This is a genomic window from Candidatus Latescibacter sp. IFSED24 (assembly GCF_058273205.1).
In genome coordinates, this window is the sequence record NZ_CM177850.1 from 4821340 (window position 1) to 4836918 (window position 15579).

Here is a 15579-nt window from a genome sequence, read left to right on the forward strand (position 1 = left end):
CAGGCAATCTGGCGGCATGAAACCGACTCGGCTCCTTTCCCCCCTGCGAGCGTCAGAGGCTCTGTGCCTGGCCCTGCTACTGCTCTCGACGCCGGCGTTGACCGCCGAACCGTCGCTGGACGAGCGCCCGCGCATCGGCCTGGTCCTCGGCGGTGGCGGCGCCCGCGGCGCGGCGCACGTGGGCGTGCTGAAGGTCCTCGAGGAACAGAACGTCCGCGTCGACTACATCACCGGCACCAGCATGGGCTCCATCGTGGGTGCGCTCTACGCGCTGGGGCTGACCGCCGACGAGATCGAGCAGGAGCTCCTGACCGTGAACTGGGGCGAGCTCTTCGACGACCGCCAACCCAGGCGCTCGCGGACCATGCGCCGCAAGGAAGACGACGAGAAGACCTTCTTCCCCATCGAGCTGGGGCTGCGCCGGGGCAAGCTGGCCACGCCCCGGGGACTCATCGCCGGCCAGAAGTTCGCCTTCGCCTTCGCCAACCCGGGGCTGTACACCCAGGGCCACGCCAGCTTCGACGATCTGCCCATTCCCTTCCGCGCCGTGGCCACCGATCTGGAGACCGGTGAGAAGGTGGTCCTGAACCGCGGCAACCTCATTCGTGCCGTGCGCTCCTCCATGTCCATTCCCGGCGTCTTCCCCCCGGTGGAGATGAACGACCGGATCCTGGTCGACGGCTTCCTGGTCAGCAACGTGCCCGTGGATGCCGCGCTCGAGATGGGTGCCGATATCATCATCGCGGTCGAGGTCGGCCGGCGCCTCGACGGACTCACCCGCGAGGACCTGAACACGCTGGGCGGGATCGAGACCCAGGCCATGCGGATCCAGTCGCAGCTCGCGCTGCAGGACGAGCTGTCACGGGCCGACATCGTGATCCGCCCCGAGCTCGAGGCATGGAGCGGCACCGAGTACGACCAGCTCGCCCGCATCATCGGGCCGGGCGAGGTCGCGGCGCGCCGGCATCTGGCGGATCTCGCCGCGCTGGGCGTGCCGGACGACGAGTACGCGGCCTGGCGCCGCGAGGTCGGGTCCCATCCGGGCCTCATTCCCGTCATCGACCGCATCGAGCTGACCAACGAGACCCGCATCGACGACGCGGTCATCCTTTCGCGTCTCGACGTGCCTCTGGGCGAGCCCCTCGACACCGATCGCCTGCAGGCCAGCCTCGAGGAGGTCTACGAGCTGGGCCTGGTCGAGTCGAGCGATTTCGACCTCGTCCGCCGGCACGACGAGAACGTGCTGCGCGTCTACGTCCACGAGAAACCCTACGCGCCCTACCTGGTCAACTTCGGCGGCGCCTACCGCCTGAACTACTCGGGGCTCAGCCGCTTCGTCCTGCACATGCGCATCAACAAGCTGGAGGTCAACCGCCGCGGCGCCGAGTGGCGGACCGACGCCAGCATCGGCGCGCAGTTCGGCCTGGCCACCGAGTTCTACCAGCCGCTCGACTTCGAACGGCGCTGGTTCGTGGTGCCGCACGGCGTGGTGAGCACGCAGACCGACGCGTTCTTCCTGGACGGCAAGCAACTCCTCGACTACCAGTACACCAGGCTGCTGGCCGGTTGCGACCTCGGACGCGCCATCGGGCGGACCTTCGAGGTGCGTGTCGGCGTGTTCGGCGGCAACCTGCGCACCGACTGGTCGAGCGGCCTGCTGCCGGTTCCCAAGGCGATCGACGGCGTGGTCGGGCTGAGCGCCCAGTTCATGATCGACACCCTCGACGACCACCGTGTTCCCCACCGCGGCCTCAATGCCGGCGTGACCTTCCACTCGCCCCAGGGCTGGCTCGACACCGGTCTCGAGTACGACCGGCTCTGGGGCCATTTCAGCGTCGCCGCCGGCACCGTTGACAACAGCATCCTGGTGGATTTCCAGGGCGGCACCAGCATGGGCAGCGGCATGCCCTACTACGAGGATTTCCACCTGGGCGGGCTGCGCACCCTGTCGGGCTACAAGGTCATGCACCTGCGCGGATCGGCCTTCGGCGTGGCGAGCATCGGCTGGCTGCACCGGATCGGCGGCAGCGACATGCCCTTCGCCAGCAAGTACTACCTGGGCGTGTGGGCCGATGCCGGGAACATCTGGTTGGATTCGCGCGACGCGTCGTTCGACGACCTCCTCTACAACGGCGCCATCTCGCTCCTGCTCGAGACCGCGCTGGGACCGCTGCACATCGGCTATGGGCGCAGCACCGTGGGCAACGACGCGGTGCACTTGGATTTCGGGATCCACCTCGGGTCGCCGCTCAACTGAGCGAACACGCCGGCGATGGACAGAGGGCCGACCCCGTGGGGTCGGCCCTCCTGGTTCGTGACGGTTGTCGGGGTCACGCCCCGGCCATGATCGCCTGCACGTCCTCCTGCACGCCGCCGATGCCCTTGATGTCGAAGTTCTCGACCAGCACCTTCGCCACGCCAGGCGACAGGAACGCCGGCAGCGTGGGCCCGAGGCGGATGCCCTTGACACCCAGGTGCAGGAGCGCCAGCAGCACGGTGACCGCTTTCTGCTCGTACCAGCCGATGTCGAAGCTCAGCGGCAGGTCGTTGACGCTCTCGGCGCCGAAGACCTCGGTGAGCTTGAGCGCGATCACGGCCAGCGAGTAGCAGTCGTTGCACTGGCCGGCGTCGAGCACGCGGGGGATGCCGCCGATGTCACCCAGGTCCAGCTTGTTGTAGCGGAACTTGGCGCAGCCGGCGGTCAGGATCACGGCGTCCCGGGGGAGCGCCTCGGCCACGTCGGTGAAGTACTGCCGCTCCTTGTGGTGCCCGTCGCAGCCGGCCATGACCACGAAGCGCTTGATGGCACCGCTCTTGACCGCGTCGACGACCTTGTCGGCCACGGCCAGGACCTGGTCGTGGCCGAAGCCGCACATCACGCTGCCGCTCTCGATCTCCGTGGGCGCCGGACAGCGCTTGGCCTGCTCGATGAGCGCCGAGAAATCCTTGTGGCCACCCTCGGGGCGGTCGCCCACGTGCGGCAGGCCCGGGAAAGCTACCACGCCGGTGGTCCAGATGCGGTCGGCGTAGGCTGCCGTGGGCTTCTTGATGCAGTTGGTGGTCATGAGGATGGGGCCGTTGAACGAGGCGAATTCGGTGCGCTGCTCGAACCAGGCCCCGCCGTAGTTGCCCACCAGATTGTCGTACTGCTTGAAGAAGGGGTAGGCGTGGGCGGGGAGCATCTCGCCGTGGGTGTAGACGTCGACGCCGGTGCCGCGGGTCTGCTCGAGCAGGTCCTCGAGGTCGCGGAGGTCGTGGCCGGAGACCAGGATGGCGGGCTTGTCGCGCACCTCGAGGGTGACCTCGGTGGCCTCTTGCTTGCCGTAGCGGCCGGTGTGGGCGCCGTCGAGGCGGGCCATGACCTCCACCGAGACCTCGCCGGTCTTCAGGGCCAGCGCGGTGAGCACGCCCGGGTCGCTCTCGGTGGCGATGGCCGCCAGGGTCCGCACCAGGAACTGGTCGGTCTCGGGATTGGTCTGGCCCAGGGCGGCGGCGTGGTGGTCGTAGGCGGCCATGCCCTTCAGACCGAACAGGATCAGCTCGCGGAGCGATTGCACGTCCTCGTGGTCGCAGGCGGGCAGGCCGCTGCGGCCGACCGCGAGGGCGGGAGCCTCGATGAGGTCGGCGGCACGGTCGACGCGCTCTTCCCAGCTGCGGATGTCCTCGGGATCGAAGTTCACGTTGGTCACCGTGACGAACAGGCCGTCGGCGATCAGCCGCGCCGTACCGGCCTCGACCGCGTCGCGCGCCACCGCGCCGCGCGCCAGGCGGACCAGGCGGGCGATGAGCCCGTCGAGTTCGGCGGCGCACTCTGGCGTCTTGCCGCAGACTCCGCTCTCGTCGCAACCGGTCCCGTGGGCCGCTTCCTGGCACTGGTTGCAGAACATGGGGAAGGTCTCCATTGACTCGTCCTCCGTCAGGGTATGGCGCCGCGGCGCCGGGGCTCCTCGCGTCGATGGCGATAAGATCGTCCAACCGGAGCGCTCATGTCTTGACCGGGATCAAGGATGGAGAACAACAGCCCATCGGGGCCGTACGGCTCCCGGCCACGGCCCCTGTCCCGCAGACACTTCCCTCCAACCTCATCGATGTGCTAGGATTCGCAGGATTCCTTGGACTGGACCACCCGACCCCAGGAGCCTTGCCATGCGTCGCAACCCCCGCCTCCTGCCCGGCCTCGCCCTGGCGACCCTGCTGATCGCCCTGGCCGTGCCCGCCGGTGCCGATACGATCAACGTCACCACCTTCAATCGCGAGTTCTTCAACTGGGCCAACGTCCACGAGCAGACCTTCGCCTTCCCCGAGCAGCAGCTCTATTCCCAGGTGATCTGCCACATGGTGATCAGCTGCCCGGGCTCGCCCGCCGACTGCGACCCCTGGGACCGACTCGGCTGGTTGCGCCTGAAGCACGAGGTGGAACCCGGGGTCTTCGAGGATTACGAGCTGGTCCGCTTCATCACGCCCTACGACATCACCTACCCGAGCGGCCCGCAGACCTGCGCCTGGGACATCGACGTCACCGACTACCAGTTCCTGCTCCACGGCGCGGTGACGCTGAAGGCCTATATCGAGACCTGGATGGGCAACGACAACGGCTGGCTCCTGAACGTGTCGTTCGAGATGGTCCAGGGCGTCCCCGAGCGTGAGCCCTTCGCCATCGCGCAGCTCTATTCGGGGCGCAACGTGCGTTACGGCGATCCTGAAATGCCGGTGGCCGACAACCTGCCCGTGGTCCCGGTGACCGTCCCGGCCGAGGCCACCTGGGCTGCCGCCAAGATCTACGCCACCGGTCACGGCTTCCTCAACACCGACAACGCCGCCGAGTTCAGCTACAAGTGGCAGCGCCTGCGCCTCGATGGCAACACCCAGCAGCACTACCTCTGGCGCCCCGACTGCGAGTACAACGAATGCTCCCCCCAGCAGGGCACCTGGCAGTACGACCGCGCCGGCTGGTGCCCCGGCGACAAGGCCGAGCCGTGGACCGTCGACCTCAGCGACTGGATCACCGCCGGCGGGACCCACGACATGGTCCTCGAACTGCAGCCCTACGAGAACTGGTGCCGCCCCAACAACCCGGACTGCGTCAACACGGCCAGCTGCGAATGCGCCGGCCACGCCAGCTACCACATCATGGGCCAGGTGGTGTTCTACCGGCAGGCCACCACCGAGGTGGGCGACGGCCGGCCCCAGGACGCCGTGCTGCACCTGGTGGGCAACCACCCCAATCCCTTCAACCCGCAGACCACCATCCAGTACCATCTGGCCACGCCGGGACGGGTCGTCGTGAACATCTACGATGCCGAGGGCACGCTGATCCGGAGCGTGCAGCGCGACCACGCTGCGGGCGGCATGCAGAACTGGACCTGGCAGGGACGCGATGATGCTGGCCGGACGGCGCCGTCGGGGATGTACCTATACGAGGTGCGCCACGGGAACGAGCGGGTCGGCGGGAAGATGCTCCTGTTGAAGTAGAACGCCATCGGACGGACCAGCAGCCCGGTCGACGCATCCATCAGGATGGGACGACCGGGCTGCTTAGCTGTCCCTGGACGCTAGCGGAGCGTGCCGGATGGCCGCGTGGACGGCTCGCGAGATGCCGACCGGCCTGTTCGCTACTCTTTGAACGAGGCGAGCGCTTCATCCACCGACTCGAAGGTCGGGAAGATGGTCGTCAGGCTCGTCACCGAGAACAGACGGTCGATGCGTTCGCTCAGGTTGCAGATCTTCATCTGCCCCATGTTCTTCTTGAGGCTGGTCAAGCCGCTGACGAGGATCCCCAGGCCGGTGGAGTTGATGTAGCGCACCTTGCCGAGATCCAGGACGATGTCCACGTGCCCGTCGTCCACCAGCTTCTTGATCTCGTTGGTGAAGAGCTCGTAGTCCTTGCCGCCCATGATATCGCCGGACAGCTGCAGGACCATGGCCGTTTCCTGCGCGTTGCGGTTGATCTTCACCGGAACCCCTTCCTGAATCGCGGGGGGCAGCCCCGCGGAGCATTGTACATGTGAACCTATAATTTCGGGCCGAACGGGCGCGGCGCAAGCAGCAGTTCTCAGTCGAGCCCGTAGAAAGCGGCGGCGCCCTGGTCGCCGCTGGCGATCCGGGTGAAGAATTTCTCGAACATGGTCTCCTGGCCGGTCTGCGGATCGAGGTACCGCGCGCTGATCACCACCTCGCCGTCGGCGAAGACCTTGAACTTGACGTGATTGGTGGTCATGCCGCGCCGGGGATGCTCGATGAGGCTGGCGTGGCTGAAGACCAGGAATGCCTGATCGTTGCGTACCGACCCGGCCGCGAAGTACTCCCACGTGTCGACGACCATGCCCCCGATGGCCTCGGGGGCCTCGCTGGGCTCGTTGTCGGCGATGAGTTCGCAGCGACCGTATTCCACCACCACACGCACCGGGGTACCCTGGCGCAGGGTGGACAGGAGATGGTCGAAGTCGGTCAGCGGCTGGGAAACGGCGAGGGCCGAGGTGCTCAGGCACACGAGCAGACAGGCCAGTAGCGGCCACAAGCGATAGCGGATCAAGGTGCAGTCTCCCGGTTGAAGGCAGGACGAGCTGCCAAGATATACTGCACCGTACGGGGACTGTAAACCCTGGTCGCGGGTCAGCTGCGGTCGGCGCCTCGCTGACGATGGCCGGCCTGCCGCAGCTGGACCTCCCGCAACTGGACGGCGGCCCAGGGGTGGTCGGGCCGCAGTTCGAGGAGGGTCTGCAGGCTCAGGCCGGCCCGTGCCCATTGTCCGTGCTGCAGGGCGTCGCGCGCCTGGGTCTCGAACCAGCGGATGCGCTGGGGATCGTCGTAGCGCTGATAGCCCAGGGCGTCGAGACACCAGGGATGGCCGGGCAGGACGGCGGCCAGCAGGTCGTAGGCCACCGAGAGGCCCGTGGCGCTGTTGGCCAGGTAGACCAGCCCATCGCCCGTGGCGGGGCAGCCGGCCACCAGGGCCACCGTGTCGCCGTTGTCGCCCCACTGCCAGATGACCTCACCGTCCTGGCCGTCCATGGTGCCCCAGCCCAGGCCCCACCCCACGTGCGGGCTGCCCGCCGGCGATCCGGCCAGGCTGCATGCGGTCTGGGTCTGGATCATCTCGGCGTGCAGAGCGGGCGAAAGGCCTTCTCCGCGCAGACAGGCCTGCAGGAAACGGGCGTAGTCCCGGGCGGTGGTGTGCAGGCTGGCGGCGGCGCTGCCGTCGGGGCACTCGCGACGCGGCTGTGGGTGGCCCTGGGCATCGTGGCCCTGGGCGCGGTTGCCGGCGAAGTCCGCCCGCCACAGATAGCTGCTGTGGGACATGCCCAGCGGTGCGAAGACCTCGCGTTGTGCCATCTCCTCGAGGGTCAGTCCGGTGATGGCCTCGAGCGTCTTGCGCAGGAAACGGATGCCCTCGCCAGAGTAGATGAAGCGCGTGCCCGGCTCGGCGGCGAAGCGGATGCCCCAGTTGGGCAGGCCGCTGGTGTGGGTCAGGCACATGCGCGCGGTGACCAGGCGGTGGCGGGGATCGGCGGCCAGCCGCGGATAGGACGCGTACTGGACCAGGGGCGTGTCGAGGTCGATGACGCCGCGGTCGGCGAGCCGCAGGGTCAGGTAGGCGAAGAGGGTCTTGCTCAGCGAGGCGGCCTCGAACACGGTCTCTTGATCGACCGGCCCGCCAGTCCGGGCATCCCGGATCCCGAAAGCGCCGCTCCAGGAGAGAGAATCACCGTGGATCACGGCCATCGACAGGCCTGGGATGTCACCCAGCTCCATCAGGCGCGGGACGGCGTCCGTCAGGGTCGCGGCGTGCGGCACGGGGGGTCGTGTGGTGGTCGCCGCCAGGACGATGACGAGGCCGACCAGCAGGCGACCACGGGACATGGACTGAAGCACGATGGCATCTTCCGGGTTGCGGGCGCCATGGCTGGGGGGTGGCAACTCGCACAGGCGGACCGGCTGAACTGAAATTACGGAGATCCACCGCCAATGTTCCAAGAAATCATGATTCTTTTTCAGTGATCCTTGTCACGATTCCGTGGCCTGGCTTCGTCTTGGCGATCGCCCCCATCGACGGTATCATCGGTCGACCATGAACGATGCCTGCCCGCCTCGCCTCGCCCGCCTCGCACCCTGGGCCTACTCCCTGGGCATCGGGAGCGTGGTCCTCGGGGCCGCCTCGCTGGCGACCACCCCCTCCATCACGCCACTGGGTGGCCTCGGCCAGGCCTTCGCCGCCCTCGCCGCCGACCCCTTCGGCACCTCGCCCAATCCCATCCCGGCGCGTCTGCTCACACCTCTGGTTAGCTGGCTGCTGGGCCTGCGCGGCGATCTCGTGGTCTGGACCGTCCTGGCCTTCTGTCTCCTCCTGCCCACGCTGGTCGCCCGCTGGGCCCTGGCGCGTGGCTACGGGCGGACCGGCGCCCTCCTCGCCGCCGGAACCCTGGGCTTGACTCTCCTGGTGCGCACTTCGGTGCACTGCGGCGCCTACCCAGACGTGGTGACCTACCTCGGCCTGTTCGGGATCTGGGCGCTGCGCCGGCGGACCCGGCTGGCCGTGCTGATCTGGCTGCTCACCCTGCTCGACCACGAACGCGCGCTGTTGCTGCTGCCCTGGGTCGTGGCCCTGCTCGCAGGCAACGTCGGTCCCGAACCCGGCCGCCGTCGCTGGGCCTGGCTAGGTCCGCCCACCGCCGCGCTGATCTGGTTCGCGGTCCACCTGCTCCTGGAGTCCCGCCGCCCGGCGGTGCACGACACCGCCAGCTACCTGATCCCGCTGCTCAGCCACCCGCTCCGGTACTTCGAACTCTACGGCTACCTGCGTCCAGTGGTGGGATTCTACACCGCGCTGCAGTGGCTCTGGATACTGCCGCTGGCGTGGACCATCGGCCAGCTGCGCCGGCGTCGCTGGTCGCAGGTGGGCACGCTGGTCGGGTTGCCCATCCTGGCTGCCATGGCGGCCATGGTCCTGGCCTACGACTGGTCGCGCATGGCCGCACTGGCATTCCCCTGCCTGCTGCCAGCCCTGGAGGACGGCCTTGACCACGGCGGCCAGAGGTTCCGCCGGATCCTAGCCGGTCTGCTCGCGATCCAGATGCTCTGGCCCCAGACGTTCACCGCCGAAGGCGTGGTGGAATACATGCATGCCTGGGCACTGCCCTGGTAGAGGACGGTAGCTAGGATCGGGCCAGGTGGGCGCTCAGCCACCAGGTGGTCTCCACGAGCCGGTCCGGATCCACCCAGGTGACGATCTCCTGAGCGGCCAGGAGCTGGACCACATCCTCGGTGGGCACCGTCATGCCATCGAGGCCGCCGAGCGCCGTGTCGATGGTCTGCAATCCCAGCGGCAGCAGCGACCGGATCGTCGCCAGCGATGCCTCCCCGTTTCCCTGGAGGCGCAGCGCCAGCCGATCGGGGCCGATGCGGTCGGCACAGGCCTGCCAGAGGCGCGGGACATGGGCCCCGTGGTTGGCCGTGGCCGTGAGGCTCACCTCGAAGCAGCCGAGGTTGCGCAACTCGCCGCAGGTCTCCGCGGACGCGCTCGCCGAGTCGGTTCCGGTCAGTCGACCGCGCAGGCGGACGGCATGTTCGGCGGCCAGCCGCGCCAGGGGCTCGAGGCTGCGGAGCTGGTCCTCCACCGATCGCCCCCAGCGGCGGTGGGCGTCGGCCTCGCTGCCGCTGGCCGGCAGCAGGATCTCCGTGGCGCCGGCGGCGAGGCTGCCCTCGAGGCCGGCGAGGTCGGACACCATGACGGGGTAGCGCACACCGGATTGACGCGGCAGGCGCGGCAGGACGTCGGCGGCGGTGGCGATGGCCGCCACGTCGCGCAGGCCGGCGGCGAGCAGACGCTCGACCAGCTCGACCCGCAGGTCGGCCGGCAGGGCGAGGCCCTCGCCGACGACCTCCACCAGCGCCACGTGTCCGGGAACATGCCCCACGGTCAACCGATCCCTTCGAGCACCAGCAGCGGCTGTCCCTCGAGGACCTGGTCGCCAACGCCGTAGAGGATCTCCTTGACCGTGCCGTCCTCGGGCGCGCAGATGCTGTACTGCATCTTCATGGCCTCGATGACCATGAGCTGGCTGCCTCGCTTGACCTGGTCGCCCTCGTGGCACTGGACGCTCACCACGGTACCGTTGATCGGCGCGTCGAGCTGCCCCGCGGCCTCCTCCTCCTCGGCCGCCAGCGACGGAGCCGGCAGGGCGAAGGTGTGGACGTGGTGACGGAAGTGCACGGTGACCGCGCTGCTGGTGGCGGTGACGGTGGCCTTGAGCGTGTGCCCGTCCAGCTCGGCGAAGAGGCGCCGGCCCTGGAGGCTGGCCGCGGCGCTGATCTCGCGCGTTCCGAGGTCGAGGCGGTACTTGCCGGCGCCGGTGCGCACCACACCCACCAGGATCTCCTGGCCTTCGTGATCGAGCAGGCGAACCATGGTGTGCGCCGGACCGTTGAGCCGCCAGTCGGGCAGGTCGGCCCACGGCGAGTGCGGGTCGGCAGTGCGGTGAGCGCTCTGACGTGCCAGGCGAGACTGGCACTCCAGGATGTAGAGCGTCGCAAGTGCCTGGAACCGCTCGGGCGACAGGCCGTTGTTGCCCACCAGCAGGGCCGCGTGGTCGGTGAGGAAGCGGGTCGACAGGTCTCCGGTGACGAAGGGGCGCGAGTCGAGGATGTTGGCCAGGTAGTTGAGGTTGCTGGTCACGCCCACGATCCGGTACTCCTCCAGCGCCCGGTTGATGCGCCGCACCGCCAGCGGCCGCTGCTCGTCCCAGCAGACCAGCTTGGCGATCATGGGATCGTAGTGGCTTGTGATCTCGTCGTTCTCGCGCACGCCGCTGTCGATGCGCACGAAGCGTGAGGCCTCGGGTTCGGCCATGAAGGTGATGCGGCCGGGGGTGGGCTTGAAGCCGTCGTCGGGATCCTCGGCGTAGATGCGCGCCTCGATGGCATGGCCATTGATGTGCACATCCTCCTGACGCAGGGGCAACGCGTCACCCGCCGCCACCAGCAGCTGCCACTTCACCAGATCCTGGCCGGTGACCATCTCGGTGACCGGATGCTCCACCTGCAGCCGGGTGTTCATCTCCATGAAGTAGAAGCCGCCGTCCTCGCCGAACAGGAACTCCACGGTGCCGGCGCCCTGGTAGCCGATGACCTGGGCGGCGCGCACCGCCGCCTCGCCCATCTCCAGGCGCTGGGCGGGGGAGAGGCCGGGTGCGGGGGCTTCCTCGATGATCTTCTGATGGCGCCGCTGGATCGAGCAGTCGCGGTCGCCCAGGTAGATGCAATGACCCTGGCTGTCGGCGAAGACCTGCACCTCCACGTGACGCGGCCGGGCCAGGAACCGCTCGAGCAGCATGGTCTGATCGCCGAAGGCGCTCTGGGCCTCGCCACGGGCGAGTTGCAGCGCCTCGGCGAAGTCCTCGGGGCGCTCGACCACGCGCATGCCCTTGCCGCCACCGCCCATGGCGGCCTTGATCAACAGCGGGAAGCCGATTTCCTCGGCGGCGGCCGCCAGCACCTGGTCGTCCTGGTCGGTGCCGTGGTAGCCGGGCAGCATGGGCACGCCCGCGTCGGCCATGATCTCCTTGGCGCGGCTCTTGTTGCCCATGGCGTCGATGGCGTCGGGGGGCGGCCCCACGAAGATCAGATCGTTGGCGGCGCAGGCCCGGGCGAAGCCTGCGTTCTCGGAGAGGAAGCCGTAGCCGGGATGGATCGCGTCGGCCTCGGTCAGGCGGGCGGCCGCCAGGATCTTTTCCTGGACCAGGTAGCTCTCCCCGCTGGGTGCCGGTCCCAGACGGACGGCCTCGTCCGCCATGGCCACGTGCAGGGCGCCGGCATCGGCATCGGAGTACACGGCGACGCAGCGGATGCCGAGCTGGTGAGCCGTGCGGATCACGCGGCAGGCGATCTCGCCGCGGTTGGCGATGAGCAGCTTACGAAGCAACATTCACTCCTCGGTGGGCGCCCAGCTAGGCGGACGTCGGGCGAAGAACGCGGCCAGGCCCTCGCGACCCTCGGGACGGGCGCGCAGCTCGGCGATGGACTGGGCGGTCTCGCGGATCAGGCCGTCGTTGACCGGATGGCCGTGCACGCGGTGCACCAGTTCCTTGATCGCAGCCTGGGCGCCGGGGGCCCCGGCCAGCACGGCAGCGAGCCAGTTCGCCGTGGCCACCTCCAGATCGTCGACCACATCGTTGGCCAGGCCGTAGCGGACGGCGGTCTCGGCGGTGATCAGCTCGGCGGTCAACGCGCAGTGCCGGGAGCGTCGCGGACCCAGCGCGCGGACCACGTAGGGCGAGATCACCGAGGCGGCCAGACCAAGCCGCGCTTCGCTCAGGCAGAAGCGCGCCGCCGGTCCGGCGAACACCGTGTCGCAGCAGCAGCAGAGGCCCACGGCGCCGCCGTAGGCTGCGCCCTGCACCACCGCGAGCACCGGTCGCGGGAACGTATCCAGACGGCGCATGAGGTGGGCCAGGGCCACCGCGTCGGTGAGGTTGGTCTGACGGTCGGCCTCGGCCATGGCGCGCATGTCGTCGAGGTCGGCGCCGGCGCAGAAGTGCTTGCCCTCGGCGCGCAGGACCAGCGCCCGCACGTCTTCCTGGTCGGCGGCCCACTGCAGCAGCTCGGTCAGTTCGCGCACCATGACGCTGGAGAAGGCGTTGTGCTTCTCGGGGCGCGCCAGGGTCAGGGTGACCACGCCGCGCGGGTCGATGGCGGCATGGCAGGTTGTCCGGATCTCTTGCATCCCTGCTCCCATGGCTGGTTACATCCTGAAGACGCCGAAGCGGGTCTGGCCCACCGGGGCGTTGAGCGCTGCCGAGAGCCCGAGACCCAGGACGTCCCGGGTCTGGGCGGGATCGATGACCCCGTCGTCCCAGAGGCGGGCGCTTGCGTAGTAGGGGTGGCCCTGCTGTTCGTAGCGGCGCCGGATCGGTTCCTTGAACGCCTCGGCCTCCTCCTCGGTCCAGCTCTGGCCGCTGCGGGCCAGGCCGTCGGCCTTGACCGTGGCCAGCACGTTGGCCGCCTGCTCGCCGCCCATGACCGAGATGCGGGCATTGGGCCACATCCACAGCAGGGTGGGATCGTAGGCTCGGCCGCACATGCCGTAGTTGCCGGCGCCGTAGCTGCCGCCCACCAGCACGGTGAACTTGGGGACCTGGGCGCAGGCCACGGCGGTGACCAGCTTGGCGCCGTGCTTGGCGATGCCCTCGGCCTCGGCCTTCTGGCCCACCATGAAGCCGGTGATGTTCTGCAGGAAGATCAGCGGGATCCGACGCTGGCAGCACAGCTCGATGAAGTGGGCGCCCTTCATGGCCGAGTCCGAGTGCAGGATGCCGTTGTTGCCCAGGATGCCCACGGGGTAGCCGTACAGGTGGGCGAAGCCCGTGACCAGGGTGTCGCCGTAGCGGGTCTTGAATTCGTCGAATTCGCTGCCGTCCACGAGCCGGGCGATGACCTCGTGCATGTCGAAGAGGCGTTTGAGATCGGTGCCGACGATGCCGTAGATCTCGGTGGGATCGTAGAGCGGAGGGACCGGATCGCGCAGGTCGAGGTCCAGCGGCCGTCGTCGGTTGAGGTGCCGGACCGCCCGGCGAGCCAGGGCCAGGGCGTGGCGGTCGTCCTGGGCGAAGTGGTCGGCCACGCCGCTGACGCGGGTGTGCAGGTCGGCGCCGCCCAGCTCCTCGGAGGTGACCTCCTCGCCGGTGGCGGCCTTCACCAGCGGGGGTCCGCCCAGGAAGATGGTGCCCTGTTCCTTGACGATGATGGCCTCGTCGGCCATGGCGGGCACGTAGGCGCCGCCGGCGGTGCAGAGTCCCAGGACCACGGCGATCTGGGCGATGCCCGCCGCCGACATGTTGGCCTGGTTGTGGAAGATGCGGCCGAAGTGGTCGCGGTCGGGGAAGACCTCGTCCTGGTAGGGGAGGTTGGCGCCTCCCGAGTCCACCAGATAGACGCACGGCAGGTGGCAGCGCGCGGCTATCTCCTGCGCGCGCAGGTGCTTCTTCACGGTGAGCGGATAGTAGGTGCCGCCCTTCACGGTGGCGTCGTTGGCCACGATCATGCACTCGCCGCCCTCGATGCGGCCGATGCCGGTGATCAGGCCGGCCGCCGGCACCACGTCGTCGTAGACCTCGTGGGCGGCGAGCTGGCTCAGCTCGAGGAACGGCGACCCCGGGTCCAGGAGCGCCTGGATCCGGTCGCGGGGGAGCAGCTTGCCCCGGGCGAGGTGGCGCGCCTGGGATTTCTCGCCGCCGCCGCTCTCGATCGCGGCGATCACCCGCTGCAGGTCGGTGAGCTGCTCGCGCATGGCCTGGTCGTTCTGGCGGAAGAGGTCGCTGCGGGTCAGCACGCGGCTGCGGATGACGCTCACGCGTCGCCTCCCTTCAGACGCCGCTGCTTGGCGGCCTCGGCGCCCTCGGGATGGGTCTCCTCGAAGAGCTCGCGGCCGATGAGCAGGCGACGGATCTCGCTGGTGCCGGCGCCGATCTCGTAGAGCTTGGCGTCGCGGAGCAGGCGGCCGGCGGGGAACTCGTTGATGTAGCCGTTGCCGCCGAGGATCTGCACGGCGTCCAGCGCCATGCGCGTGGCGGTCTCGGCGGCGAAGAGGATGGCGCCGGCCGAATCCTTGCGCGTGGTCTCGCCGCGATCGCACGATTGGGCCACGGTGTAGACGTAGGCGCGGGCGGCGTTGGTCAGGGTGTACATGTCGGCGATCTTGGCGCGGATCAGCTGGAACTGGCCGATGGACCGGCCGAACTGCCGGCGGTCGTGGACGTAGGGGATCACCAGGTCGAGGCACGCGCGCAGGATCCCCAGCGGTCCGGCGGCCAGGACGACCCGTTCGTAATCGAGCCCCGACATGAGGATGTTCACGCCCTCCTCGGCGGCGCCGAGCACGTTGGCCACGGGCACCGCGCAGTCCTCGAACACCAGCTCGCAGGTCTGCGACCCGCGCATGCCCAGCTTGTCGAGCTTCTGGGCGGTGCTGAACCCGGGCATGTCCTTCTCGATGATGAAGGCGGTGATGCCCTTGGCGCCGCGGTCGGGCTCGGACTTGCCGTACACCAACAGCGTGTCGGCCTCCGGGCCGTTGGTGATCCACATCTTGGTCCCGTTGAGCACGTAGTGGTCGTCGCGGAGTTCGGCGCGCAGCCGCATGCCGGCCACGTCGCTGCCGGCGCCAGTCTCGCTCATGGCCAGGGCGCCCACGTGCTCGCCGCTGACCAGCTTGGGCAGGTACGTTCGCCGCTGCTCGTCGTTGCCGTTGCAGAAGATCTGGTTGACGCAGAGGTTTGAGTGGGCGCCGTAGCTCAGGCCCACCGAGGCCGAGGCGCGGCTGATCTCCTCCATGGCCACCACGTGGGCCAGGTAGCCGAGGCCGGCGCCGCCGTACTCCTCGCTCACGGTGATGCCCAGCAGCCCGGCCTCGCCCAGCTTGCGCCAGACCTCCTGGGGGAACGCATTCTCCTGATCGATGCGCTCGGCCAGGGGTGCGATCTCGCGGCGGGCGAATTCCTGCACGTGGGCGCGCAGGAGATCGATCGCCTCGCCATGGTCGAAATTCAGTTCATGGTAGTGGGTGGCCATGGCTCTCCCCGCGCTGTG

General features: G+C 68.9%; 12 protein-coding genes. 3 read left to right on the forward strand and 9 right to left on the reverse strand.

Annotation, left to right across the window (positions count from 1 at the left end):
• Positions 1–16 precede the first annotated feature (16 nt).
• Positions 17–2257, forward strand: a complete 2241-nt coding sequence (locus tag IFSED24_RS19375; protein ID WP_491333140.1) for a patatin-like phospholipase family protein — start codon at positions 17–19, stop codon at positions 2255–2257.
• Positions 2258–2330: 73 nt separating this feature from the next.
• On the opposite strand, the gene hcp is transcribed toward IFSED24_RS19375, so the two are convergent.
• A complete protein-coding gene (hcp, locus tag IFSED24_RS19380) occupies positions 2331–3902 on the reverse strand; it encodes a hydroxylamine reductase (RefSeq protein ID WP_491333141.1) in 1572 nt (523 codons plus the stop codon).
• 244 nt (positions 3903–4146) lie between these two features.
• On the opposite strand from hcp, the gene IFSED24_RS19385 reads away from it, so the two are divergent.
• Positions 4147–5472, forward strand: coding sequence for a peptide-N-glycosidase F-related protein (locus IFSED24_RS19385; protein ID WP_491333142.1), 1326 nt, complete (start codon positions 4147–4149; stop codon positions 5470–5472).
• A 140-nt stretch (positions 5473–5612) separates the two neighbouring features.
• Here IFSED24_RS19385 and IFSED24_RS19390 read toward each other — a convergent pair whose 3' ends face one another.
• From IFSED24_RS19390 to IFSED24_RS19400, 3 genes are all read right to left on the reverse strand, one after another.
• Complete coding sequence (locus IFSED24_RS19390) at positions 5613–5954, reverse strand: STAS domain-containing protein (protein ID WP_491333143.1); 342 nt, start codon at positions 5952–5954, stop codon at positions 5613–5615.
• A 98-nt stretch (positions 5955–6052) separates the two neighbouring features.
• Positions 6053–6532 carry a VirK family protein gene (locus IFSED24_RS19395; protein WP_491333144.1) on the reverse strand — a complete coding sequence of 160 codons (480 nt, stop codon included), beginning with the start codon at positions 6530–6532 and terminating at the stop codon, positions 6053–6055.
• 80 nt (positions 6533–6612) lie between these two features.
• Positions 6613–7872, reverse strand: a complete 1260-nt coding sequence (locus tag IFSED24_RS19400) for a serine hydrolase domain-containing protein (RefSeq protein WP_491333145.1) — start codon at positions 7870–7872, stop codon at positions 6613–6615.
• 196 nt (positions 7873–8068) lie between these two features.
• Between IFSED24_RS19400 and IFSED24_RS19405 the strand changes: the two genes are divergently transcribed.
• The gene (locus IFSED24_RS19405; protein ID WP_491333146.1) at positions 8069–9142 is read left to right on the forward strand and encodes a hypothetical protein; all 1074 of its coding nucleotides are present in this window, start codon (positions 8069–8071) and stop codon (positions 9140–9142) included.
• 10 nt (positions 9143–9152) lie between these two features.
• Here the strand turns inward: IFSED24_RS19405 and IFSED24_RS19410 are convergent, their stop codons facing one another.
• Genes IFSED24_RS19410 through IFSED24_RS19430 form a run of 5 tightly spaced genes read right to left on the reverse strand, consistent with a single transcriptional unit; the run spans position 9153 to position 15561 of the window.
• Positions 9153–9920 (reverse strand): beta/alpha barrel domain-containing protein, encoded by a 768-nt coding sequence (locus IFSED24_RS19410; RefSeq protein ID WP_491333147.1) that lies wholly within the window; start codon positions 9918–9920, stop codon positions 9153–9155.
• A complete protein-coding gene (locus IFSED24_RS19415; protein WP_491333148.1) occupies positions 9917–11920 on the reverse strand; it encodes an acetyl/propionyl/methylcrotonyl-CoA carboxylase subunit alpha in 2004 nt (667 codons plus the stop codon). The genes IFSED24_RS19410 and IFSED24_RS19415 overlap by 4 nt, the downstream gene beginning before the upstream one ends.
• Complete coding sequence (locus tag IFSED24_RS19420; protein ID WP_491333149.1) at positions 11921–12718, reverse strand: enoyl-CoA hydratase-related protein; 798 nt, start codon at positions 12716–12718, stop codon at positions 11921–11923. It abuts the gene before it with no gap.
• An 18-nt stretch (positions 12719–12736) separates the two neighbouring features.
• Positions 12737–14344: a carboxyl transferase domain-containing protein gene (locus IFSED24_RS19425; protein WP_491333150.1), complete on the reverse strand. Its 1608-nt coding sequence runs from the start codon at positions 14342–14344 to the stop codon at positions 12737–12739.
• Entirely contained in the window at positions 14341–15561 is a 1221-nt protein-coding gene (locus IFSED24_RS19430; RefSeq protein ID WP_491333151.1) for an isovaleryl-CoA dehydrogenase, read from the reverse strand. Before IFSED24_RS19430 ends, IFSED24_RS19425 begins: the two co-directional genes overlap by 4 nt.
• Positions 15562–15579 lie beyond the last annotated feature (18 nt).

What these genes read in the sequence shown, in the direction of transcription:
- IFSED24_RS19375 (WP_491333140.1), top strand. Translation starts at nt 17, where the DNA reads ATGAAACCGACTCGGCTCCTTTCCCCCCTGCGAGCGTCAGAGGCTCTG.
- hcp (WP_491333141.1), bottom strand. Translation starts at nt 3,902, where the DNA reads ATGGAGACCTTCCCCATGTTCTGCAACCAGTGCCAGGAAGCGGCCCAC.
- IFSED24_RS19385 (WP_491333142.1), top strand. Translation starts at nt 4,147, where the DNA reads ATGCGTCGCAACCCCCGCCTCCTGCCCGGCCTCGCCCTGGCGACCCTG.
- IFSED24_RS19405 (WP_491333146.1), top strand. Translation starts at nt 8,069, where the DNA reads ATGAACGATGCCTGCCCGCCTCGCCTCGCCCGCCTCGCACCCTGGGCC.
- IFSED24_RS19415 (WP_491333148.1), bottom strand. Translation starts at nt 11,920, where the DNA reads ATGTTGCTTCGTAAGCTGCTCATCGCCAACCGCGGCGAGATCGCCTGC.
- IFSED24_RS19420 (WP_491333149.1), bottom strand. Translation starts at nt 12,718, where the DNA reads ATGCAAGAGATCCGGACAACCTGCCATGCCGCCATCGACCCGCGCGGC.
- IFSED24_RS19430 (WP_491333151.1), bottom strand. Translation starts at nt 15,561, where the DNA reads ATGGCCACCCACTACCATGAACTGAATTTCGACCATGGCGAGGCGATC.